Genomic DNA, 20,525 nt, shown 5'->3' with positions numbered 1-20,525 from the left:
AGGACGCGCCGACTCGGCGATCGGGGGCGGACCGTCAGTAGGAGGTGAGGCCGCCGTCGACGCTGAGCGTCGTGCCGGTGACGTACGTCGAGGCCGGGCTGATCAGGAAGAGCATCGCTGTGTCGAGCTCGTGCTGCTCCCCGAATCGTCCGAGCATGCTCTGCTCGGCGACCATCTCGCGGAGCAGCTCTCCCTCGCCGGCGGTCATCTCGGAGTCGAAGTAGCCGGGGCACAGCGCGTTGACCCTGATCCCGCGCCGAGAGGACCACTCACCCGCGAGATCGCGGGTCAGGCCGATGACGCCCGCCTTGCTGGCGGCGTAGGCGGCCTGAGGGAAGCGCGGCGCGACCTGCCCGAGCACGCTGGCCACGTTGACGATGGAGCCACCGTTCGCCATCCGCGCGGCGCATGCCTGGGCCATCCAGAAGGTGCCGTTGAGGTTGACGTCGATCAGCCGGCGGAAGCCCTCGGGTGTCTCCTTGAGTGCTGTGACGGCTGAGCCGAGACCGGCGTTGTTGACCAGGCCGTCGATGCCGCCGAACGCCGAGATCGCGACGTCGGCGACGTGGGCGCAGTCGTCGGGGTCTGCGACGTCGGCTACCGCGATCGCCGGCTCCCGGCCGATCTCGCGCACCTCCGCGGCGAGGGCTTCGAGCCGGTCCTTGCGGCGGGCCGCGATCACCACGTTCGCGCCCGCGTGGGCGAGGGCGCGGGCGAAGCCTGCTCCCAGGCCGCTGCTGGCACCGGTCACCACCACGGTGCGGCCGTCCATGCGGAAAAGGTCGAGCGGGTTCATTGCCACCTCCGGGGTCAAGTATGTGCGATGCTGTTCCCAAACCTAACATCATTAGATAAAGTGCTGCCAGAGAAGAGGTGAAGCGTGGTGACTGAGGAAGCCAGAAGGGTCCGGGTGGCCGAGAGGCAGGACCTGGCCGACGGCGTCGTCGGCCTCGTGCTGGAGCCGCTCGCCGGGGAGCTCCCCGCGTGGGAGCCGGGGTCGCACGTCGACGTCCTTCCTGACGGTGGCGAGGTTCGGCAGTACAGCCTGTGCGGCCCGGTCGGCGACCGCGATCGCTATCGCGTCGCGGTGCTACGCGTCGACGGCGGCCGCGGCGGCTCGGTGCGGATCCATGACAAGCTCGCCGAGGGGGACGAGCTCGACCTCCGTGGCCCGCGCAACCATTTCCGCCTCGAGCCGGCCGAGCGCCATCTCTTCATCGCGGGCGGCATCGGCATCACCCCGATCCTGCCGATGATGGCGGCCGCGACGGCCGCCGGCTCCGACTGGAGCCTGGTCTACGGCGGCCGCTCGCGCGGGTCGATGGCGTTCCTGGACTCGCTCGAGGCGTACGAGGACCGCGTCGATCTGTGGCCCCAGGACGAACGTGGACTGCTGGACCTGCCGGCGGTCCTCGGTGAGCCGGTCGGGGGCCGGCGCGTCTACTGCTGTGGCCCGGAGCCGCTGCTGGCCGCGGTCGAGCAGGAGATGCGTACGCGGCCGGGGGAGAGCCTGCACATCGAGCGCTTCGCGCCGAAGGAGCCGGTCGAGACCGGTGGGGCCGCGTTCGAGGTCGAGGTCTCCTCGACCGGCGCGCGGGTCGCGGTCGCCGAGGACGAGAGCATCATCGATGCTCTCGCCGGTATCGGGATCGAGGTCGACTTCTCCTGTCGCGAGGGCACCTGTGGGACCTGCGAGACCGGGGTCCTCGGCGGCGTGCCCGACCATCGCGACTCCGTGCTCAGCGACGACGAGCGGGCAGCCAACGACTGCATGATGATCTGCGTCGGCCGCTGCCGCACGGGCCCGCTCATTCTTGACCTCTGAATCGCTCTCGGGGCATTGACAGTGACGCACGTCACGGGTTACAAATCTGTTATCTACAACCAATAGGTTTATTGAAGGAGATGCCATGAGCGCCACCATCGGTTCTGCACTTGCCTGGTGGGCGCGGACCCAGCCGCACGCACCAGCCTTCGTCTTCGAGGACGAGACGCTCGACTACGCGACCGTCGAGCACTGGTCGAGCCGGTTCGCGCTCCGCCTCCAGGCCGACGGTGTCAGGCCGGGGGACCGGGTGGGCCTGATGGCCCCCAACGACGTTCCATGGCCGATCGCGGCTTTCGGGATCCTGAAGGCCGGCGCCGTCCTGGTGCCGCTCAACAGCCGGTTCACCGCCACCGAGCTGCGCAAGGTGCTCGACGATGCCGGCGCGACCGCCGTGGTGACCGACGACTCGCTCGTCGACACCGCCACCGAAGCAGGTGCCAGTGGGTCCCCGGTCACCGTCGTCCCCTTCGCCGACCTGGCCGCGCTGCGCCAGGGCGACCCCGAGATCTTCCGCATCGACCGCGGCGAGGAGGACCCGATCTCGGTCATCTTCACCAGCGGCTCCACCGGGCGCTCCAAGGGAGTCGTCCTGACCAACCGGACACTCCTCAACATCGTCTTCGAGGCCAGCCTGGTCGAGCAGGGCTTCCACCGCGGCTCGACCGCGCTCCTGGTGCTGCCGCTGGCGTTCACGCCCGGCCTGGTGTGGGGCATGCTGATGTCGACCGTGCTCGGCGGAAAGCTCGTGATCGAGAAGCAGCTGGTGCCCTCCCGGGCGGTCCGGCTCATCGAGGAGCACAGCGTCGAGGCCATCTTCGGCGTGCCGCTGATCTACCAGGCGATCGCCGGAGCCCCGGAGTTCGCCGACGCCGACCTGTCCTCCCTCTCGACCGCCGTCGTCGGCGGCGCGGCAGTGCCGGGCGCCCTCCTGGAGGCCTGGGCGAAGAAGGACGTCGCGCTGCGCCAGATCTACGGCATGACCGAGGCCGGTGGCATCGCCACCTCGACCCCGGTCAGCGAGTTCCGCGACCACCCCGACAGCTGCGGCGCCGGCCACATCTTCACCGAGGTCGCCGTGATGACCGCTGAGGGCGAGCTCGCCGCTCCCGGCGAGACCGGCGAGCTGGTGATCAAGGGGCCGGGGGTCACTCCCGGATACTGGGAGTCGCCGGACATCAACGCGCAGGTCTTCCGGGACGGCTGGCTGCACTCCGGCGACCTCGGGGTATGCGACGAGGACGGCCGGATCAGGTTCGTCGACCGGCTCAAGGACCTGATCATCACCGGAGGCATCAACGTCTCGCCGGTCGAGCTCGAGCAGGTCCTGGCCGCGATCCCCGGGGTCGGTGAGGTCGCCGTGATTGCGGCCACCGACCCGAAGTTCGGCGAGACGCCGGCCGCGATCATCCAGGCCTCCGGCGACCTCACCGAGGAGGACGTGATCCGGGAGGCGTCGAAGGTGCTGGCCGACTTCAAGGTGCCCCGCTACGTCGTGCTCCGCGACGAGCCGCTGCCGCGGCTGCCCAGCGGAAAGATCAGCAAGACCGACATCCGCACCGAGTACGCCGACCTGGTCGAGCACTACCAGAAGGTCCGCTGACCCGGCCCGGCATGACGACGCCCGACGACGTACGACGAGAAGGAAGCCACCCATGAGCACTGCCCAGGTCGAAGCCGACAACCAGATCGTCACCCTCGAGCGCAGGGGCCACGTGGCAGTGGCGACCATCCGGCGCCCGGAGGCGATGAACGCGGTCAACTCGGCGGTCTCGGTCGGCCTCGGCACGGCTCTGGCCGAGGCCGATGCGGACGAGGACGTACGCGTGCTCGTGGTCACCGGAACGGGTCGGGCCTTCTGCGCCGGCGCGGACCTCAAGGCGCTCTCGCGGGGCGAGCGGGTCGACGACCCCGACCACCGGGAGTGGGGTTTCGCCGGCTACGTACGTCACTACGTCTCGATCCCGACGATCGCGGCGGTCAACGGGTTCGCGCTGGGCGGGGGCACCGAGATCGTGCTCGCCTCCGACCTCGCCGTGATCGACGAGGGGGCCAAGCTCGGCCTTCCGGAGGTCAAGCGTGGCCTGATGGCCGCGGCCGGCGGCGTGATCCGTACGCAGCGGCAGGTGCCGCTCAAGCACGCCCTCGAGATCGCGCTCACCGGTGACCCGGTGAGCGCGGAGCGGGCCGTCGAGCTCGGCCTGGCCAACCGGGTCGCGCCGAGCGGGACCGCCCTCGAGGTCGCCCTGGAGCTCGCCGACCGCATCGCCGCGAACGCGCCGCTCTCGGTCGCGGCGACCAAGGAAGCCGTGCACCGCACCCTCGCGGCCGGCTCCGACTGGGACCAGGAGCCCTGGGACATCAACGACCGGGAGATGGCCCAGATCATGCGCTCCGAGGACTTCAGAGAAGGCACCAAGGCGTTCGCGGAGAGACGCGATCCCGAGTGGAAGGGTCGCTGACATGGCCGACTTCGAGCTGGTCGACGGGATCCGCCGGCTCGTCATCGTGGGCGCGTCCCTGGGCGCCGCCCGCGTGGTTGAGGAGGCTCGCCGGATCGGCTTCGACGGCGAGATCACCGTGATCGGCGAGGAGCCGCACGGACCCTACGACCGCCCGCCGCTCACCAAGGAGTTCCTGGCCAAGGAGTCTGGGCTGGGGGAGGAGGAGCCGGCGCCGTTCTGGCACCTGCCCGATCCCAAGGCGCAGGGGGTCACGCTCCATACCGGCACGAAGGCGCTCTCGCTGGACTCCCGCAACCGGCGGGTCCGCACCGACAAGTGGGACATCGACTACGACGCGCTGGTGATCGCCGTCGGCGCACAGCCGCGACCGCTCGACGTCGACGGTGCCCAGCTCGACGGGGTCACCACGCTGCGTACGCTCGACCAGGCACGCGCCATCCGCGAGGCCCTCGAGCCCGGCGCCCGCGTGGTCGTGGTCGGGGCCGGGTTCATCGGCGGCGAGGTCGCCTCCAGCGCCCGGGCCCGCGGGGCCGAGGTCACGCTGGTCGAGGCCCGGGAGCTCCCGCTGGTGGACGCGGTGGGCTCGCTCGTCGCCGAGCGGCTCGCCTACCTGCACCGGCAGTACGACGTCGACCTCCTCACGCACACCAAGGTGCGCCAGATCCGCGGCCACGGCCGGGCGGAGAAGGTGTCCCTCAGCGACGGCACCACGGTGCCGGCCGACCTGGTGATCGTGGGCATCGGCGTCGAGCCCGCCACCGGATGGCTGCGTGGCTCCGGTGTCGCGATCAGCGACGGCGTCGCCTGCTCCCCCTACCTGGAGAGCACGGTTCCCGGCGTCTACGCCGTCGGCGACGTCGCTCGCTGGGTCAACCCGTGGAACGGGCGCTCGACCCGGATGGAGCACTGGACCTCGACCGGCGAGCAGGCCGAGTTCGTGGTCCGCAACGCGCTCACCACCGACCGCCGACCGTGCAGCATCACTCCCTACTTCTGGTCGGAGTGGTACGGCCACAAGCTGCAGCTCCTCGGCGAACCCGCCGACCAGGTCGAGCTCATCGGCAACGGTGGCGCGACCGACCCGTTCCTCGCCCAGTACCGCTACGACGGCCAGCTGGTCGGTGCCTTCGGGTTCGACCGCACCGGGCCGCTCATGAAGCTGCGCACGGCCGTCACCGAACGGCTCTCGTGGCAGTCGATGCTGCGTCGCCCCGAGGGCACCGCACGGACCTGACCCGCTGCGCCGGACCGGCCGGCGGCGTACACTCATCACCCGAAATACCTAAAAACATTAGTTAAGAGGAGGCGTCATGACGGACGACGTCAGCATCGACCGCGAGGCGCGGATCAGGCGGGCGCTGGACCACCTTCGCAACGACACCACCGACCAGTTCGAGAAGGTCGAGCCGTTCGAGGCGCACGAGTTCACCGACCCCGACCTGGCGGCGCGAGAGCGCGACCTGATCTTCGGCCGGGTGCCGACGATCGTCGCCCACGGGTCCGAGATCCCGAAGACGTACGACTTCAAGACCGTGCGGCTGCCACGCAACAACATCATCATCACCCGGCAGCGCGACGGGGGAGTCAAGGCCCTGGTCAATCTCTGCCGCCACCGCGGCGGCCTCCTGGAGGGCGACCCGTGCGGCAAGCGCCGGCTCTTCTCCTGTCCCTACCACCGCTGGTCCTACGACATCGACGGCACCCTGCGCACGATCACGCGGGACACGACCGTCGGTGACCTCGACCAGGCCGAGTACGGCCTCGTCGAGCTCCCGGCCGAGGAGCGTCACGGCTTCGTCTGGGTCGTCGACAACGCCGACGCGGAGATTGACGTCGCCTCCTGGCTGGGCCCGGAGATGGACGAGATCCTGGCCGGCTACGACCTCGACGGCCTCGGCTGTATCCGGGCCGAGGGCTTCGAGGAGCCGGTGAACTGGAAGGTCATGCAGGACGCCTTCCTGGACGGCTACCACATCCAGTACGCCCACCCGAACTCCGCCGCGAAGTACATCCACACCAACGTGATGGTCTTCGAGGACTTCGACCGGCACTGCCGCTTCATCGCCCCTCGCAAGAGCATCGACCGCTGGCTGGAGGAGGAGCCCGGCGACCGCAGCCTCGTGGAGGACGTCACCGAGACCCACTTCCTCGGGCCGAACAGCACCCTGCTCAAGCAGCCCGACCACTTCCAGCTGCTCACCTTCCGTCCGCACCCGACCTCGCCGACGCACTCGGTCATGGAGATGCGCCTGATCGTGCCGTCGGCGGACGAGGCCGGCATCACCCAGGAGCGCTGGGAGTACCTGTGGGAGAAGAACTGGCAGATCCTCCTCGCGGTGCTCCATGCCGAGGACTTCCCGGTGCTGCGGGATTCCCAGAGCGCCATGGGCAGCGCTGATGCGGGCTCGATGGTGCTCGGTCGCAACGAGGTCGCCAACCAGGTGTTCCGGCGCCTGCTCAAGCGCCTCCTGGCTGAGACGGGCGAGGCATGATCACCTACGCGTGGCGCTCGACGCTGGCCGAGGCCGAGCTGAAGGATGTCGAGAGCCTGCTCGAGCAGGCGGTCGAGTACGACGCCGAGGCCGGCTTCTCGACGGCCACCCCGACCATGGCGGGTCGCGGGGAGGTCCGCCACCTGCTGGTCGCGATCGCGCCGCCCGGCGAGCGCGGCAGTGTCGCGCTCGACCGGCTGCCGGACGTACCCGTGGTGGCGTACCTGCGGCTCGATGTGCGAGGGGAGGTCGCCGACGTCCAGCTCGTGGTGCGCCCCGAGTTCCGTTCCCACGGCATCGCCACGCTGCTCGCCGAGCTCCTGGACGAGCAGCCGACCGGCTGGTCCTCCGTCGCGGGCGTACGCCGCCTGCGGGCGTGGGCGCACGGCGCCCATCCCGCCGCCGAGCGGATGGCGCGACGGTTCGGCGCGCGCGCCGACCACGCGCTCTTCAAGACCCTGCGCTTCATCGGCGGGTCCCGCCCCTTCGCCGGCGACGATGTGGGGGCCGCCGTCGAGCCCGCCCCCGACGGGCCGGCGGAGATGGTCGAGGGGCACCTGGCCGGCATCGCGCCCGGCGAGCGGGAGGTGCTCGCGCGCGGACGTACGCGCCTGGCCACGGCTGCCGGAAGCGTCCTCGTCGGCGTCGACGCGAAGGATCCGGCGGGACAGCCGGCGTGTATCGCGCTCGACCCCGCAGGCGTGCCTGCCGGCGACGTCCGGGCCCTGCTGACGACCGCGCTCCTGCGGGTCCAGGCCGACGGCGCCCGGGTCGCCCAGATGTACGTCGACGCCCTCTCCGAGGCCTTCGTGGGTGCCTCCCGCGGGCTCGGATTCCAGCACGACCAGTCGGATCTGCTCTACCTCAGGCCCCTCTGAGACCTGGCCGCCACGCCGTGTGCGGGGTAGGGCATTGACCGCGTAAACCTAATTGTATAAGTTTTGCGACTGTGAGGGGCGCCACACCGGCCCTCTCGTGCAGCAAGTGAACGAAGGACATGTGATGCGTGCATTCCAGAACTTGATCGGCGGCGAGTGGATCGACGCCGAGGGCGTGATCCCTGCCGACGACCCGTCCACGGGCGAGGTCTACGGGCTGGTCCCGGACTCCGACGCCGCCACCGTCGACGCCGCCGTCCGGGCCGCCCGAACGGCATTCGACGGCCCCTGGGCCCGGATGTCGGTGACGGACCGCGCCGAGGCGCTGCGCCGCCTGGCCGGTGTGTTGGAGAAGCGCTTCGACACGCTGGTCGAGGAGCTGATCATGGACACCGGCGCGACCGCCCGGTTCGCCCCGATGCTGCAGGTGGGTGCGCCCCTCGCCCACCTGCGCGACTTCGCCGAGATGGCCCACCACCTGGAGACGCCGGAGTCCTTCCCGCTCCAGGCGGGGCCGGCGCTGGGACAGTGGGAGCTGCACCGCGAGCCGGTCGGCGTGGTCGGGGCGTTCACGCCGTACAACTTCCCGCTCTTCATGACCGTCTGGAAGGTCGCCCCCGCGCTGCTCGCCGGCAACACGGTCGTCCTGAAGCCCTCGCCGCTGACCCCGATCGGGCCCGAGGCCCTCGCCGCCGCCAGCCTGGAGGCCGGCATCCCGGCCGGTGTGATCAACCTGGTCCACGGTGACCGGATCGCCGGCGAGGCGCTGGTCGCCCATCCCGACGTCGACCTGGTCAGCTTCACCGGCAGCACCGCGGTCGGCACCCAGGTGATGGCCTCGGCGGCCGCCACCGCCAAGGACGTCATCCTCGAGCTCGGGGGGAAGTCGGCCGGCCTGGTGCTGCCCGACGCCGACGCCGAGCTGGCCGTACGCGGCATGCTCTTCTCCAGCATGATGCACGCCGGTCAGGCCTGCGTCGCGCTGACCCGGATGCTGGTGCCGGACTCCCGCTACGACGAGTTCGTCGGCCTGCTCGAGCAGCGCGCCAAGGTCCTGAACGTCGGCCACGCGGCCGACTTCACCACCGACGTCGGGCCGGTCATCTCGGACGCGGCCCGCATCAAGGTCGAGAAGTTCGTCGCCGCCGGACTGGAGGCGGGCGCCCGGGCGATCGTCGGTGGCGAGGCCCCCGTGGGAGTGCCCGCCGGTGGCCACTACGTCAGCCCGACCGTCCTGGTCGACCTCGACAACGACAACCCGGCCGCGCACGAGGAGATCTTCGGGCCGGTGCTCTCGGTGATCCGCTACTCCGGTGTCGAGGACGGGATCCGGATCGCCAACGACACCCGCTACGGCCTCGCCGCGGCGGTGTGGGGCACCGACCTGGTGCGGGCCCGCGAGGTCGCCCTGCGGATGCGCGGCGGGCTCACCTGGATCAACGACGCGGCCCAGGCCGACGTCACCAAGACTCCGCTCGCAGGACGCGGGATGAGCGGCGTCGGCCAGGAGAACGGCCGCGACGGCCTCCTGTCCTACACCAAGGTCCGCAGCCTCTACACGGCGCTGGACACCGACATCGACCTGCGCGCGTACGGCGTCGTGGGCAGCGAGTGGGAGTGAGCATGACCAGCCAGGCATCGATCGACCGCACGATCTGCAAGGGCCACGGCCGCTGCTACATGCTGGCGCCCGCCGTCTTCGACGCCGATGACGAAGGCTTCGGCGTCGTCATCGGCGAGGCCACGACGCCCGGCGATGTCGCCGCCCTCGAACGTGCCGTCAACAACTGTCCGGAGCGCGCGATCGCGTTCGCGTCCTCCGCAGCCACGCACTAGCCACCCGGAAGAAGGAGAGACCGTCATGAGCGAGCTCAAGGACGCCGAGAGCCCGGAGATCCAGACCGACTTCGACATCCACTCACCCGACATCGCCGACACCGTCTACGACGTCTACGCCGAGATGCGCGGCAAGTGCCCCGTCGCCCACAGCTCGCACTACGGCGGGCACTGGGTCGCGACGAAGTACGACGACATCCAGGAGGTCCTGAAGAATCCCACGGTCTTCTCCAGCGAGTCGGTCAACGTGCCGGGCACCATCGGGCAGGACGGGCCGATGATCCCGATCGAGGTGGACCCGCCCGACCACGGGATCTACCGCAAGCTGATCAACCCGCTCTTCTCGCCGAAGCGGATGGCCGCACTGGAGCCGCAGATCCGCGACATCGCGAACGAGCTCATCGACGAGATGCTGGAGAACAAGCAGGTCGACTTCATCCAGGCGTTCGCCAAGGAGTTCCCGAGCCGGGTCTTCCTGGCGCTGATGGGCTGGAACCTCGAGGACAGCGCCCAGTTCAACCACTGGGCCGACACCATCGTGCTGGGGGAGCCCGGTGCCAGCGAGGAGCGCTCCACCGAGGTGCGGACGGCGGCCGCCATGGAGGTCTACGCCTACTTCGGCGAGATGATCGACGAGCGCGCCGAGTCCGGCGACGCCGAGGACATCACCCAGATCCTCATCAACGGCACCTTCGAGGACCGCGAGCTGACCCAGTTCGAGGTGCTCAACATCCTGTTCCTGTTCCTCATCGGCGGACTCCACACGGTGCAGGGCCAGCTGGCCCACTCGGTCATCTACCTGGCCGAGCACCCGGAGGTACGCAAGCAGCTCGTCGTCGACCCCGGGCTGGTCCCGACCGCGGTCGAGGAGATGCTGCGCTGGGAGTCGGCGGTCTGCCCCGCCCGGGTCGTCAAGGAGGACTACGTCCTCGACGGCGTACAGCTGAAGGCGGGCGACAAGATCCTGATCCCGTTCGGCGCGGCCAACCACGACACCAGCGTCTACCCCGACGCCGACGTGGTCGACCTGACCCGCGACCCCAACCCGCACCTCGCCTTCGGCGCCGGCAACCACCGTTGCGTCGGCTCGCACCTGGCGCGGCTCGAGCTGCGCGTCGCCTTCGAGGAGCTGCACCGGCGGATCCCGGACTACCGCCTCGACCCCGACAACCCGCCGGAGCGTCACCTGAGCCAGGTCAAGGGCGTGGTCTCGCTCCCGCTCTTCCTCGGCGAGTCGATCTGACCCGCCACACCGACACATCGCATCCCAACAAAGGAGTACCCGAGATGACCGTCAAGTTCGGAACCGTGGAGTTCTACCAGGCGATGGGCGACGCCCTCAACAGCGACCCGGTCTGGGCCGACAAGGGCAAGAACATCGACTTCGACATGGCCTACAAGTACGAGGCGCCGCTCGAGGGCCAGTTCTTCGTCAGCTTCGACAAGGGCCAGGTGACCGCCGTGCGCGATGCCTCCCAGGAGGATCTCGACAACGCGGACTTCCTGATCAGCGGCTCGAGCGACACCTGGAAGGGCTGCTTCGACGGGAGCATCAACCCCACCGTCGCGATGACCCGGGGCAAGCTGCGCGTGCGCGGCAAGATGGCGCAGATGCTCAAGAACATGCCTGCGTTCATGTACATCCAGGAAACCATGGGCAAGATCGACTTCGAGTGAGGATCTGAGCAGATGAAGTCACGAGCAGCAGTTCTTCTCGACGGCCCCGGCAAGTGGGACGTCATCGAGGTCGAGGTCGACGAGCCCAAGGAGTTCGAGGTCCTGGTGCGGTTCTCGCACGCGGGCCTGTGCCACTCCGACGACCACTACGCCCAGGGCGACGTCCCCGCGATGGCCTACCCGTTCGCGGGTGGCCACGAGGGTGCCGGTGTCGTGGAGAAGGTCGGTCCCGGCGTACGCGATCTCGAGGTCGGTGACCATGTGGTCGCCGCCTTCATCCCCGGCTGCGGCCGGTGCACCTGGTGTGCGCGCGGCATGCAGAACCTGTGCGACAACGGCGCCTACATGATGCTGGGCACCCAGCTCGACGGCACCTTCCGCCTGCACACCGAGGACGGCACCGACGTCGGCCAGTGCTCGCTGGTCTCGACGTTCTCCGAATACTCGATCCTGCCCGAGTGGGGCGCGATCAAGATCGACAAGGACATCCCGCTCGAGATCGCCGCGCTGGTCGGCTGCGGGGTGCCGACGGGCTGGGGCTCCTCGGTCAACGCGGCCCAGGTCCGCCCCGGTGACGTGGTCGTCGTGATGGGTATCGGCGGCATCGGGATCAACGCGGTGCAGGGCGCCAAGTTCGCCGGCGCCTCGCACATCCTCGCCGTCGACCCGGTCGAGTTCCACCGCGAGAAGGCGCTCGAGCTCGGTGCCACCGAGGCGTTCGTCAACATCGCCCAGGCGACCGACCGTGCCCAGCAGCTCACCAACGGGCAGGGCGCCGCCTCGGCGATCGTCACCGTCGGCGTCGCCAACGGCGAGCACGTCGCGGAGGCGTTCGGGGCGATCCGCAAGGCCGGCACGGTGGTGCTCACCAGCATGTGCAACGTCACCGAGTACGGCATCCCGGTGAGCCTGTTCGAGCTGGCGATGTACCAGAAGCGGATCCAGGGCTCCCTGTTCGGGATGATGCAGCCCACCCGCGCGGTGCCGGACATCCTGGAGCTGTGGCGCGAGGGCAACATCAAGCTCGAGGAGCTCATCACCCGCCGCTACGCCCTGGAGGAGATCAACCAGGGCTACGAGGACATGCACGCCGGGATCAACCTCCGCGGCGTCATCGACTTCAAGGCCTGACGAGGCGACATGACCCACGTCGTCACCCGAGCCTGCTGCAACGACGCCAGCTGCGTACCGGTCTGTCCGGTCAACTGCATCCACCCGACACCGGACGAGCCGGACTACGGCACCGCCGAGATGCTCTACATCGACCCCGATGCGTGCATCGACTGCGGTGCCTGTGTCGAGGCGTGCCCGGTCGGGGCGATCAGCGCCGACTACGACCTCGCCGCCGACCAGGAGCCGTACGAACGGATCAACGCCTCCTGGTTCGACGGCGACGGGCGGCGTGACTATGCGCAGGAGCCCGTCGCCGCCCGGCCCACCACGTGGGGCGGGCGGAGCGGGGAGCAGCTTCGGGTGGCGATCGTGGGATCCGGTCCAGCGGCGTCGTACGCGGCCGAGGAGCTGCTGTCGCGGCGCGGCCTCGACGTCGCCGTGGACATGTACGAACGGCTGCCGATCCCGGGCGGACTCGTCCGCTTCGGGGTCGCACCGGACCACCAGGACACCAAGCAGACCTCGGTCGCGTTCGCCCGGACGCTGAAGCGCAAGGGACTGCGGCTCTTCCTCAACACCGAGGTGGGCCGCGACATCACCGTCGACGAGCTGCGCGCGAGCTACCACGCCGTGATCGTCGCCGTCGGCGCCCTGGACGACAGGCGCCTCGGCATCCCGGGGGAGGACCTCCCCGGCAGCCACTCGGCGACCGAGCTGGTCGGCTGGTACAACGGCCACCCCGACTTCGCCCACCGCACCTTCGACCTCTCCAGCGAGCGTGCCGTCGTCGTGGGCAACGGCAACGTCGCCCTCGACGTCGCCCGGATCCTCGCCTCGGACCCGGAGCGGCTCGCGGGCACCGACATCGCCGACCACGCGCTCGCGCAGCTGCGGGAGAGCAACATCCGTGAGGTCGTCGTGGTCGGCCGCCGCGGACCGCAGGAGGCCGCGTTCACCACCAAGGAGCTGCTCGGCCTGATCCAGACTCCCGGGATCGACGTCGTCGTACGCAGCGAGGAGCTCACCCCGGCCGAGGCGGAGCCAGGCTCGGCCGCCGCCGAGAAGCAGCGCCTGCTGCAGGAGCTCTGTTCCCGGCCCCTGACCGCGCCCCGGCGGGTGGTGCTGCGCTTCCTGGCCTCGCCCGAGGCCGTCCTCGGCGACGACTGGGTGGCAGGCATCCGGCTGCAGGCGAACCGGCTCGAGGCGGATGCGTCCGGCGTGGTCCGCCCGGTGCCGACCGGCGATATGGAGGAGCTCGCCTGCGGGCTGGTCTTCCGCTCGATCGGCTACCGCGGGTCCGCGGTGCCGGGCGTCCCCTTCGACGAGGTACGCGCCGTGGTGCCCAACACCGGCGGCCGCGTCCACGAGGCCGGCGAGCCGGTGCCGGGCCTGTTCGTGCCGGGCCTGTTCGTGACCGGCTGGATCAAGCGTGGCCCGAGCGGGGTCATCGGCACCAACAAGCAGTGCGCCCGGGAGACCGTGGCCCACCTGCTGGCGGACTTCGACGCCGGCACCCTGCCCGTGCCGCAGCAGGCGTCCGACGACATCGAGTCGCGGCTGCCCGGCCATGTCGGGCTGGAGGGCTGGCGGCAGATCGACACCTACGAGACCGGCGCCGGCCGGGCGGCCCGCCGCCCGCGGGTGAAGCTGGTCGACATCGAGGAGATGCTCAGCGTGGCACGGTCAGGAGCCGATGCATGAGTCTGGACCCACGTACTCCCGTGCTCGTCGGCGGCGGGCAGCTCAACCAGCGTCCGGAGACCCTTGCCGAGGCCGAGGAGCCGGTCGACATGATCGCCCGGGCGGCCCGGCTCGCCGCGGCGGACGCGGGTGCTGCCGAGATGGTCGAGCGGATCGACTCGATCCGCGTCGTCGGCATGCTCTCGTGGCGCTACCGCGACCCGGGCCTGCTCGTGGCCCAGCGGCTGGCGGCCCGGGTGCGGCACACCGTCTACACCGGCAACGGCGGCAGCCATCCGCAGGCGCTGGTCAACGACGCCGCCGAGGACATCGCCGCCGGACGCTGCGACGTCGTGCTGGTCGGCGGTGCCGAGGCGTGGCGGACCCGGATGGCGCTCAAGGCCCGTGGTGAACGCCCGGACTGGACCCGGCAGGACGAGTCGGTGCCGGTTCCCGAGACCCGTCCCGACGTGCCCATGAAGGCCCCGAGCGAGGTCGCGGCCGGGCTCGACCGTCCGGTGTACATCTATCCGCTCTTCGAGCAGGCGATCCGGATCGCTTCGGGGCGAGGAGTCGACGAGCACCGCGACGCCATCGCCGCGTTGTGGGCGAGGTTCAACGAGGTCGCGGTCGGCAACCCCGACGCCTGGGTGCGGCAGCGCCGCACCGCCGAGGAGATCGCCACCGCCTCGCCGGCCAACCGGATGATCTCCTCGCCCTACACGAAGCTGATGAACTCCAACAACAGCGTCGAGCAGGCGGCCGCGGTCCTGGTCTGCTCGGTCGAGGCGGCGCGACGCTACGGCGTTCCCGAGGACCGGTGGGTCTTCCTCCGCTCCGGCAGCGAGGCCTCCGACACCGCCCGGATCGCGGCCCGGCCACGGCTCGACGCCTCCTCGGCGATCGCGGCTGCCGCGCGGACAGCACTGGACCTCGCCGGCCTCGCCCTCGACGATCTGGGTCCGGTCGACCTCTACTCCTGCTTCCCGTCGGCGGTGCAGGTCGCGGCGAACGCGATCGGGCTGCCGCTCGACGACCCCGGCCGCCCGCTGACCGTCACCGGCGGGCTCACCTTCGCCGGCGGGCCGTGGAACAACTACAGCACCCACGCCATCGCCACGATGCTGCGCGAGGTGCGCCGCACCCAGCGGCCCGGACTGGTCACCGCCAACAGCGGCTACCTGACCAAGCACGCCATCGGTGTCTACGCGCCCACCCCCGGGAACGGGTTCCGCCGGGCCTCGGCGCAGGCCGAGGCCGACGCGGTCGCGCCCACCCCGGTGGCCTCGGCTTACACCGGGCCCGCCGAGCTGGAGGCCTGGACCGTCGCTCACGACCGCGACGGCCGGCCGGCGACGGCGATGGCGGCGCTGCGTACGCCCGGAGGTGCCCGGACGCTCGCGCGCTCGGAGGCACCCGAGATCGCCGAGCGCCTCGCCGCCGAGGATCTGGCCGGGGCCAAGCTCGACGTCGCGGCCGACGCCACCTTCGACCTGTCCTGACACCCGTCACCCGAGGAGAACCCCATGAACGCATCCACCTCTGACTTCGAGGCGACCTACCGCCGGCACGTCGACGGCGTCGTCGCCGGCGACATGAGGTCCGTGCTCGCCGACATGGCTCCGGGCTCGGTCCCGTCGGTATTCGAAGGGGTCCGGGTCCCGGGTGCCCAGGTCGACGCCGCCGAGATCCGCTCCGCCCGTGTGGACGGCGGGCGGGGGATCGGCGAGGCGGTCTACGCCACACCTGAGGGCACCATCGGCCTGCGCTCCGGCTGGGGGCTCGTCGACGGCGCCTGGAAGGCCGACTCGCTGGAGAACTTCGACCCGGCGAGCCGGGCATGACCGCTGCCGCGACCGAGATCCTCCCGACCGGCCCCGCAACCGACGACAGCGACCGCCCCTTCTGGGAGGGGCTGCGCGAGGACCGGCTCCTGCTCCCGCGGTGCGGCGCCTGCGGCCAGTGGCGCGCGCTCGGCCGGGCGATGTGCTCCGGCTGCTGGTCCTTCCGGACCGAGTGGTCTCCGGTCGCGCCGGCGGGCACCGTGCACACCTGGGTACGCAGCGCCCGCGCGTTCATGAGCGAGCTCGACGTCCCGGTCCCGTATGTCACGGTCCTGGTGCAGCTCGACGACGTCCCGGTGCGGCTGCTGGGCATCCTCCTCGGCGAGGACCCGCGTCCGGCGATCGGTGACCGGGTCACGGGCGTGATCCAGCAGCCTGCGAACGCGGAGTGGCCGGTGCTCCGCTGGCAGCTCGCCGGGGGTGAGGGGCGATGAGTGTGAGAGGTGCGACGGCGATCGTGGGGGTCGCCGACATCCACCACCCACGCGGCAAGGCACCGGTCGGCGAGCGCGAGCTCGTGCTCCAGGCGATCCTGGAGGCGTGCGCCGACGCGGGCATCTCGCCGCGCGACGTCGACGGGTTCACCTCCTACGCCGGAGGCGACAACAGCGGGCCCGTGCTCGCCGCCGACCTGGGCGTGCGCGAGCTGCGCTGGTCGAGCATGGTCTGGGGCGGGGGAGGAGGCGGCGCTGCGGCCGCCATCGGCGCGGCGTCCGCGGCTGTCGCCACCGGCCAGGCCGAGTGCGTCGTCGCCTTCCGCGGGATGTCCCAGCGCGAGACCGGCCGCCTCGGCTACGCCAAGTACTACTTCGACAACAACTACCTGCCGCACGGTGTCGCCACCCCGGCCCACGTGTGCGCCCTGCGTACGCAGCGGATGCTGGAGCACGACGGCGTGCCCCGCTCCGCGATGCGCAACCTCGTCCTGGCCGCCTACCAGCACGCCCAGAACAACCCGGGCGCCGCGGGCTACGGCAAGCCGCTCGACGAGGCCGGCTACGACGCCTCCCCGTTCATCGTCGAGCCGTTCCACCTCTTCGACTGCTCGCGCGAGAACGACGGCGCGGTCGCGCTCATCGTGGTCTCGGCCGAGCGCGCCCGCGCGCTGGGCCGCCCCGCGGCGTACGTCCTCGGGGCCGCCCAAGGGGCGCCGGGCGGCTACTCGGCGCTGAACGAGAACGACGAGCCCTACACCTCGGCGGGCTTCGCCGACTCCTCCTCCGGGACCGGCGTCGCCTCGCGGCTGTGGGCGCAGGCCCGGGTGAAGCCGGCCGAGGTCGACGTCGTCCAGGTCTATGAGAATTTCAGCGGCCCCGCGGTCGCCTCCCTCATCGACCACGGTCTCTGCCCGCCCGGACCGGCGGCCGCCGAGGTGATGACCGTCGAGAACCTCACCGCTCCCGGCGGCTCGCTGCCGGTGAACACCTCCGGCGGCAACATCGCCGACTCGTTCGTCAACGGCATGGGCCTGGCCGTGGAGGCCGTCCGCCAGATCCGCGGGACCTCGACCAACCAGGTCGACCGAGCCGACACCTCGCTCTTCATCGGCGGACCGATGGCACCGCTGGTCAGCTCGGTCCTCCTCGGCAGCGAACAGACCCTCTGAGCCAGACTCTCTAGAAGGAGCCCATGATGTACGACCGCCCCCGACTCTTCATCGACGGAGACTGGACCGATCCGGCGAAGGGAACGACCTACGAGGTGATCGAGGCCGCCACCGGCGAGCCCTTCGCCACCACCGCGCTCGCCACCGCCGAGGACGTCGACGCCGCCGTCGCCGCGGCGCGGGCTGCCCTGTCGGGTCCGTGGAGCAGGATGACCCAGGCCGAGAGGGCAGAGATCCTCGGCGCGTTCGCCGCCGCGCTCGGTGCCCGCCGCAAGGAGACCGCCGCCCTGGTCACCCGGGAGAACGGCATGCCGATCTCCCTCTCGCACGTCGTCAACGGCATCGCTCCCGGCTTCATCACCGGCTACTACGCCGAGCTGGCCGCCTCGCTGAGCCTCGAGGAGACCCGGCCCAGTCCGACCGGCGGGAACACGCTGGTGGTCCGCGAGCCGGTCGGCGTGGTCGCGGCGGTGACGCCCTGGAACTATCCGCAGCCGCTCGCGGTGATGAAGATCGCCCCGGCGCTCGCGGCCGGATGCACGGTGGTGCTCAAGCCGCCGCCCGAGACCGCCCTGGACGCCTTTGTCTTCGCCGACGCCGCCGCGGAGGTCGGGCTGCCGCCGGGCGTGCTCAACGTACTTCCGGGCGACCGTGACGCCGGTGCCCACCTGGTCGAGCATCCCGGCGTCGACAAGGTCGCCTTCACCGGTTCGACCGGTGCCGGCCGGGCGATCGGCGCGACCGCCGGCCGGCTGCTGCGTCCGGCCACGCTCGAGCTGGGCGGCAAGTCCGTCTCGCTCGTCGCCGAGGACGCAGACCTCGAGCTGGTCGCCGCCAAGCTGCTGGAGGTCTCGCTGCCCAACAACGGCCAGACCTGCCACGCCGCCACCCGGATCCTGGCCCCGCGCAGCCGCTATGCCGAGGTGGTCGAGGCGGTCACCTCGACGGTGGCCGCGTTGAGGGTCGGGGACCCGCTGGACCGGGCGACCCAGGTCGGCCCGCTCGTCTCGCACGCCCAGCAGCAGCGGGTCGCCGACTACATCCGGCAGGGCCGCGACCTCGCCCGCCTCACCACCGGTGGCGGCGTCCCCGACCACCCGGGCTGGTACGTCGAGCCGACCGTCTTCGCCGACGTCGACAACGACTGCGTCATCGCCCAGGAGGAGATCTTCGGGCCGGTGCTGGTGATCACGCCGTATGCCGACGAGGACGAGGCGATCGCCCTGGCCAACGACTCCGACTACGGGCTCGGGGGAGTCGTGTGGAGCGCGGACGAGGAGCACGGCCTCGCCCTGGCGCGCCGGATCAGCAGCGGCACCGTGGGCGTGAACCACTACGAGCTGCACATCAACGCGCCCTTCGGTGGCGTCCGCTCCAGCGGTCTGGGCCGCGAGCTCGGTCCCGAGGGGCTGGACCCGTACCTGGTCGCGAAGTCGATCTACCGCCGCTGAGCCGCTGGTCGAGCCGCCGGGGAACCGGTGGCTCGACCAGCAGGTTTCAGCGCAGCAGGTCCTTGGCGACGATGTCGGTCATGATCTCGTTCGCGCCGCCGTAGATCCGCTGAACGCGGGCATCGACGAACGCCCTCGCGACGGGGTACTCCAGCATGTAGCCGTAGCCGCCGTGCAGCTGCACGCCGGCGTCGATGACCTCGTGCTGCAGGTCGGTCGCCCAGGCCTTGGCCTTGGCCGCGTCGACCGGCGAGAGCGTGCCGGCGTTCCACTCGCGTACGCAGCGATCGATGTAGGCCCGGGAGACCTCGATCGCCGTGCGCAGGTGTGCCAGCTTGTGCGCGGGCACCTGGAAGTCGGCGATCCGGCGCCCGAACGCGGTCCGCTCCTTGACGTAGTCCACCGTCCAGCCGAGCACGGCCTCGGCCGAGGCCTGCCCCGCGATGGCGATGCCGAGCCGCTCCAGCGGCAGGCTCTGCTTCAGGTACGCCAGTCCCTGGCCGACCTCGCCGAGCAGGTTGTCCGCGGACACGTGCACCTGGTCGAAGGAGAGCTCGGCGGTGTCCTGGGCGCGCAGCCCGACCTTGTCGAGCTTGCGGCCCCGGGTGAACCCGGGGGTGCCGTCATCGACGACGAAGAGGCTGAAGGAGTCGCCGGTGCGGGCGAAGACGATGACCAGGTCGGCCAGGATGCCGGAGGTGATGAACGTCTTGGAGCCGTTGATCAGCCAGCCGTCGCCGTCCGGCACCGCGCTGGTGGTGATCCCGCGCAGGTCGCTGCCGGCGCCCGGCTCGGTCATCGCGATCGCGCCGATCGTCTCGCCGGTCACGAACCCCGGCAGCCAGCGCTTGGCCTGCTCCGGCGTCGCATGCCGCAGCAGGTAGTTCAGCACGATGTCATCGTTGGTCGAGAAGCCCGACTGCAACGAGCTGGCACCCACCCGGGCGATCTCGAGCTGCAGGATCATCCGGTAGCGGTAGTCCGTCTCGCCCGGCCCACCGAACTCCTCCGGCACGGCCAGACCGAGAAGCCCCTGCCGGCCCGCGGCCAGCCAGGTCTCCCGATCGATCTCGCGTTGCTCGTCCCAGCGCTCGAGGTTCGGCTCGACCTCGCGGGAGACGAACTCCCGGACCACCTCCCGGAACTCCTCGTGGTCCGCCTCGAACAGGTCGCTCTCCATGTCCATCCCCTTCCGGTAAACCTATCGATAGTAGGTTATTGGAAGATGTACGTCTCCGCCAGGGGCTCACCCTTCCTGTCGTGTGGCAATGCCTCTGGGTTGGCGCCTCTGTCCCGCCGTGCGGTGCTGAGCTTGTCGGGGCCTGCCCCCTCGCTGGTCGCCCTCCGCTGGTCGCCCTCCGCTGGTCGCCCTCCGCTGGTCGCCCTCCGCTGGTCGCCCTCCGCTGGTCGCCCTCCGCTGGTCGAGCCGCGAGCGCCAGCGAGCGTGTCGAGACCAACACAGTCGCTTCCAGTGTCTGGTCTGCTGGCGGCGAGGTTGCCGCGATCCCCTGACGGACATCGGTTGGAGACCGGTTTTCGGGGGACCGTGGGCCGCCGACCCTTGCTTTGAGGGTCTTCTCGACGGGCCCCGGAGTAAAGGACGGCCTTCGGCCGCCGGCTTCGCCGGCCGCTTCGCGGTCCTTGACACCGGCGCCCGT

General features: G+C 70.7%; 19 protein-coding genes. 17 read left to right on the top strand and 2 right to left on the bottom strand.

The annotated features are described in order from the left end of the window. Window positions 1-34 precede the first annotated feature (34 nt). A complete protein-coding gene (locus ACFU7D_RS19055) occupies window positions 35-796 on the bottom strand; it encodes an SDR family NAD(P)-dependent oxidoreductase (RefSeq protein ID WP_378869962.1) in 762 nt (253 codons plus the stop codon). Between the two features lie 87 nt (window positions 797-883). On the opposite strand from ACFU7D_RS19055, the gene ACFU7D_RS19050 reads away from it, so the two are divergent. The 17 genes from ACFU7D_RS19050 (at window position 884) to ACFU7D_RS18970 (ending at window position 18,867) form a co-directional block, all read left to right on the top strand. After that, a complete protein-coding gene (locus ACFU7D_RS19050) occupies window positions 884-1,825 on the top strand; it encodes a PDR/VanB family oxidoreductase (protein ID WP_378869960.1) in 942 nt (313 codons plus the stop codon). Between the two features lie 85 nt (window positions 1,826-1,910). Beyond that, window positions 1,911-3,428 (top strand): class I adenylate-forming enzyme family protein, encoded by a 1,518-nt coding sequence (locus ACFU7D_RS19045; RefSeq protein ID WP_378869958.1) that lies wholly within the window; start codon window positions 1,911-1,913, stop codon window positions 3,426-3,428. Window positions 3,429-3,480: 52 nt separating this feature from the next. After that, window positions 3,481-4,287 (top strand): crotonase/enoyl-CoA hydratase family protein, encoded by an 807-nt coding sequence (locus ACFU7D_RS19040; protein ID WP_378869955.1) that lies wholly within the window; start codon window positions 3,481-3,483, stop codon window positions 4,285-4,287. A gap of 1 nt (window position 4,288) precedes the next feature. Further along, window positions 4,289-5,524, top strand: a complete 1,236-nt coding sequence (locus tag ACFU7D_RS19035) for an NAD(P)/FAD-dependent oxidoreductase (RefSeq protein WP_378869952.1) — start codon at window positions 4,289-4,291, stop codon at window positions 5,522-5,524. 76 nt (window positions 5,525-5,600) lie between these two features. Next, complete coding sequence (locus ACFU7D_RS19030) at window positions 5,601-6,782, top strand: aromatic ring-hydroxylating dioxygenase subunit alpha (protein ID WP_378869949.1); 1,182 nt, start codon at window positions 5,601-5,603, stop codon at window positions 6,780-6,782. Next, a complete protein-coding gene (locus ACFU7D_RS19025; protein ID WP_378869946.1) occupies window positions 6,779-7,660 on the top strand; it encodes a hypothetical protein in 882 nt (293 codons plus the stop codon). The genes ACFU7D_RS19030 and ACFU7D_RS19025 overlap by 4 nt, the downstream gene beginning before the upstream one ends. 124 nt (window positions 7,661-7,784) lie before the next feature. Beyond that, window positions 7,785-9,281, top strand: coding sequence for an aldehyde dehydrogenase family protein (locus ACFU7D_RS19020; protein ID WP_378869943.1), 1,497 nt, complete (start codon window positions 7,785-7,787; stop codon window positions 9,279-9,281). A gap of 2 nt (window positions 9,282-9,283) precedes the next feature. Further along, window positions 9,284-9,496, top strand: coding sequence for a ferredoxin (locus tag ACFU7D_RS19015; protein WP_378869941.1), 213 nt, complete (start codon window positions 9,284-9,286; stop codon window positions 9,494-9,496). Between the two features lie 25 nt (window positions 9,497-9,521). Then, window positions 9,522-10,739 (top strand): cytochrome P450, encoded by a 1,218-nt coding sequence (locus ACFU7D_RS19010; RefSeq protein ID WP_378869938.1) that lies wholly within the window; start codon window positions 9,522-9,524, stop codon window positions 10,737-10,739. A 44-nt stretch (window positions 10,740-10,783) separates the two neighbouring features. After that, window positions 10,784-11,173: an SCP2 sterol-binding domain-containing protein gene (locus ACFU7D_RS19005; protein ID WP_357335900.1), complete on the top strand. Its 390-nt coding sequence runs from the start codon at window positions 10,784-10,786 to the stop codon at window positions 11,171-11,173. A 12-nt stretch (window positions 11,174-11,185) separates the two neighbouring features. Continuing rightward, complete coding sequence (locus ACFU7D_RS19000) at window positions 11,186-12,304, top strand: NDMA-dependent alcohol dehydrogenase (RefSeq protein ID WP_378869935.1); 1,119 nt, start codon at window positions 11,186-11,188, stop codon at window positions 12,302-12,304. Between the two features lie 9 nt (window positions 12,305-12,313). Beyond that, window positions 12,314-13,987 (top strand): FAD-dependent oxidoreductase, encoded by a 1,674-nt coding sequence (locus ACFU7D_RS18995; RefSeq protein ID WP_378869933.1) that lies wholly within the window; start codon window positions 12,314-12,316, stop codon window positions 13,985-13,987. Further along, window positions 13,984-15,468, top strand: coding sequence for an acetyl-CoA acetyltransferase (locus tag ACFU7D_RS18990; RefSeq protein WP_378869931.1), 1,485 nt, complete (start codon window positions 13,984-13,986; stop codon window positions 15,466-15,468). The genes ACFU7D_RS18995 and ACFU7D_RS18990 overlap by 4 nt, the downstream gene beginning before the upstream one ends. Window positions 15,469-15,492: 24 nt before the next feature. Then, window positions 15,493-15,810, top strand: a complete 318-nt coding sequence (locus tag ACFU7D_RS18985; protein ID WP_378869929.1) for a hypothetical protein — start codon at window positions 15,493-15,495, stop codon at window positions 15,808-15,810. Further along, complete coding sequence (locus ACFU7D_RS18980) at window positions 15,807-16,244, top strand: Zn-ribbon domain-containing OB-fold protein (RefSeq protein WP_378869926.1); 438 nt, start codon at window positions 15,807-15,809, stop codon at window positions 16,242-16,244. Before ACFU7D_RS18985 ends, ACFU7D_RS18980 begins: the two co-directional genes overlap by 4 nt. Further along, a complete protein-coding gene (locus ACFU7D_RS18975; protein WP_378869919.1) occupies window positions 16,241-17,416 on the top strand; it encodes a hypothetical protein in 1,176 nt (391 codons plus the stop codon). The genes ACFU7D_RS18980 and ACFU7D_RS18975 overlap by 4 nt, the downstream gene beginning before the upstream one ends. Before the next feature lie 26 nt (window positions 17,417-17,442). Then, window positions 17,443-18,867: an aldehyde dehydrogenase gene (locus ACFU7D_RS18970; RefSeq protein WP_378869916.1), complete on the top strand. Its 1,425-nt coding sequence runs from the start codon at window positions 17,443-17,445 to the stop codon at window positions 18,865-18,867. A 46-nt stretch (window positions 18,868-18,913) separates the two neighbouring features. On the opposite strand, the gene ACFU7D_RS18965 is transcribed toward ACFU7D_RS18970, so the two are convergent. Continuing rightward, a complete protein-coding gene (locus ACFU7D_RS18965; protein WP_378869914.1) occupies window positions 18,914-20,047 on the bottom strand; it encodes an acyl-CoA dehydrogenase family protein in 1,134 nt (377 codons plus the stop codon). Between the last annotated feature and the right edge of the window lie 478 nt (window positions 20,048-20,525).

Origin of the sequence: Nocardioides sp. NPDC057577 (assembly GCF_042801335.1) — a bacterium.
GTDB lineage: Bacteria > Actinomycetota > Actinomycetes > Propionibacteriales > Nocardioidaceae > Nocardioides.
The sequence above is the reverse complement of the archived record's forward strand: the minus strand, read 5'-3'. Positions and strand labels throughout refer to the sequence as shown.

Coding starts and splice junctions, on each gene's coding strand:
- ACFU7D_RS19055 (WP_378869962.1), bottom strand. CDS start 796: ATGAACCCGCTCGACCTTTTCCGCATGGACGGCCGCACCGTGGTGGTG.
- ACFU7D_RS19000 (WP_378869935.1), top strand. CDS start 11,186: ATGAAGTCACGAGCAGCAGTTCTTCTCGACGGCCCCGGCAAGTGGGAC.
- ACFU7D_RS18985 (WP_378869929.1), top strand. CDS start 15,493: ATGAACGCATCCACCTCTGACTTCGAGGCGACCTACCGCCGGCACGTC.
- ACFU7D_RS19020 (WP_378869943.1), top strand. CDS start 7,785: ATGCGTGCATTCCAGAACTTGATCGGCGGCGAGTGGATCGACGCCGAG.
- ACFU7D_RS19010 (WP_378869938.1), top strand. CDS start 9,522: ATGAGCGAGCTCAAGGACGCCGAGAGCCCGGAGATCCAGACCGACTTC.
- ACFU7D_RS19035 (WP_378869952.1), top strand. CDS start 4,289: ATGGCCGACTTCGAGCTGGTCGACGGGATCCGCCGGCTCGTCATCGTG.
- ACFU7D_RS19015 (WP_378869941.1), top strand. CDS start 9,284: ATGACCAGCCAGGCATCGATCGACCGCACGATCTGCAAGGGCCACGGC.
- ACFU7D_RS18980 (WP_378869926.1), top strand. CDS start 15,807: ATGACCGCTGCCGCGACCGAGATCCTCCCGACCGGCCCCGCAACCGAC.
- ACFU7D_RS18975 (WP_378869919.1), top strand. CDS start 16,241: ATGAGTGTGAGAGGTGCGACGGCGATCGTGGGGGTCGCCGACATCCAC.
- ACFU7D_RS19005 (WP_357335900.1), top strand. CDS start 10,784: ATGACCGTCAAGTTCGGAACCGTGGAGTTCTACCAGGCGATGGGCGAC.
- ACFU7D_RS18990 (WP_378869931.1), top strand. CDS start 13,984: ATGAGTCTGGACCCACGTACTCCCGTGCTCGTCGGCGGCGGGCAGCTC.
- ACFU7D_RS19040 (WP_378869955.1), top strand. CDS start 3,481: ATGAGCACTGCCCAGGTCGAAGCCGACAACCAGATCGTCACCCTCGAG.
- ACFU7D_RS19030 (WP_378869949.1), top strand. CDS start 5,601: ATGACGGACGACGTCAGCATCGACCGCGAGGCGCGGATCAGGCGGGCG.
- ACFU7D_RS18965 (WP_378869914.1), bottom strand. CDS start 20,047: ATGGAGAGCGACCTGTTCGAGGCGGACCACGAGGAGTTCCGGGAGGTG.
- ACFU7D_RS18995 (WP_378869933.1), top strand. CDS start 12,314: ATGACCCACGTCGTCACCCGAGCCTGCTGCAACGACGCCAGCTGCGTA.
- ACFU7D_RS18970 (WP_378869916.1), top strand. CDS start 17,443: ATGTACGACCGCCCCCGACTCTTCATCGACGGAGACTGGACCGATCCG.
- ACFU7D_RS19045 (WP_378869958.1), top strand. CDS start 1,911: ATGAGCGCCACCATCGGTTCTGCACTTGCCTGGTGGGCGCGGACCCAG.
- ACFU7D_RS19025 (WP_378869946.1), top strand. CDS start 6,779: ATGATCACCTACGCGTGGCGCTCGACGCTGGCCGAGGCCGAGCTGAAG.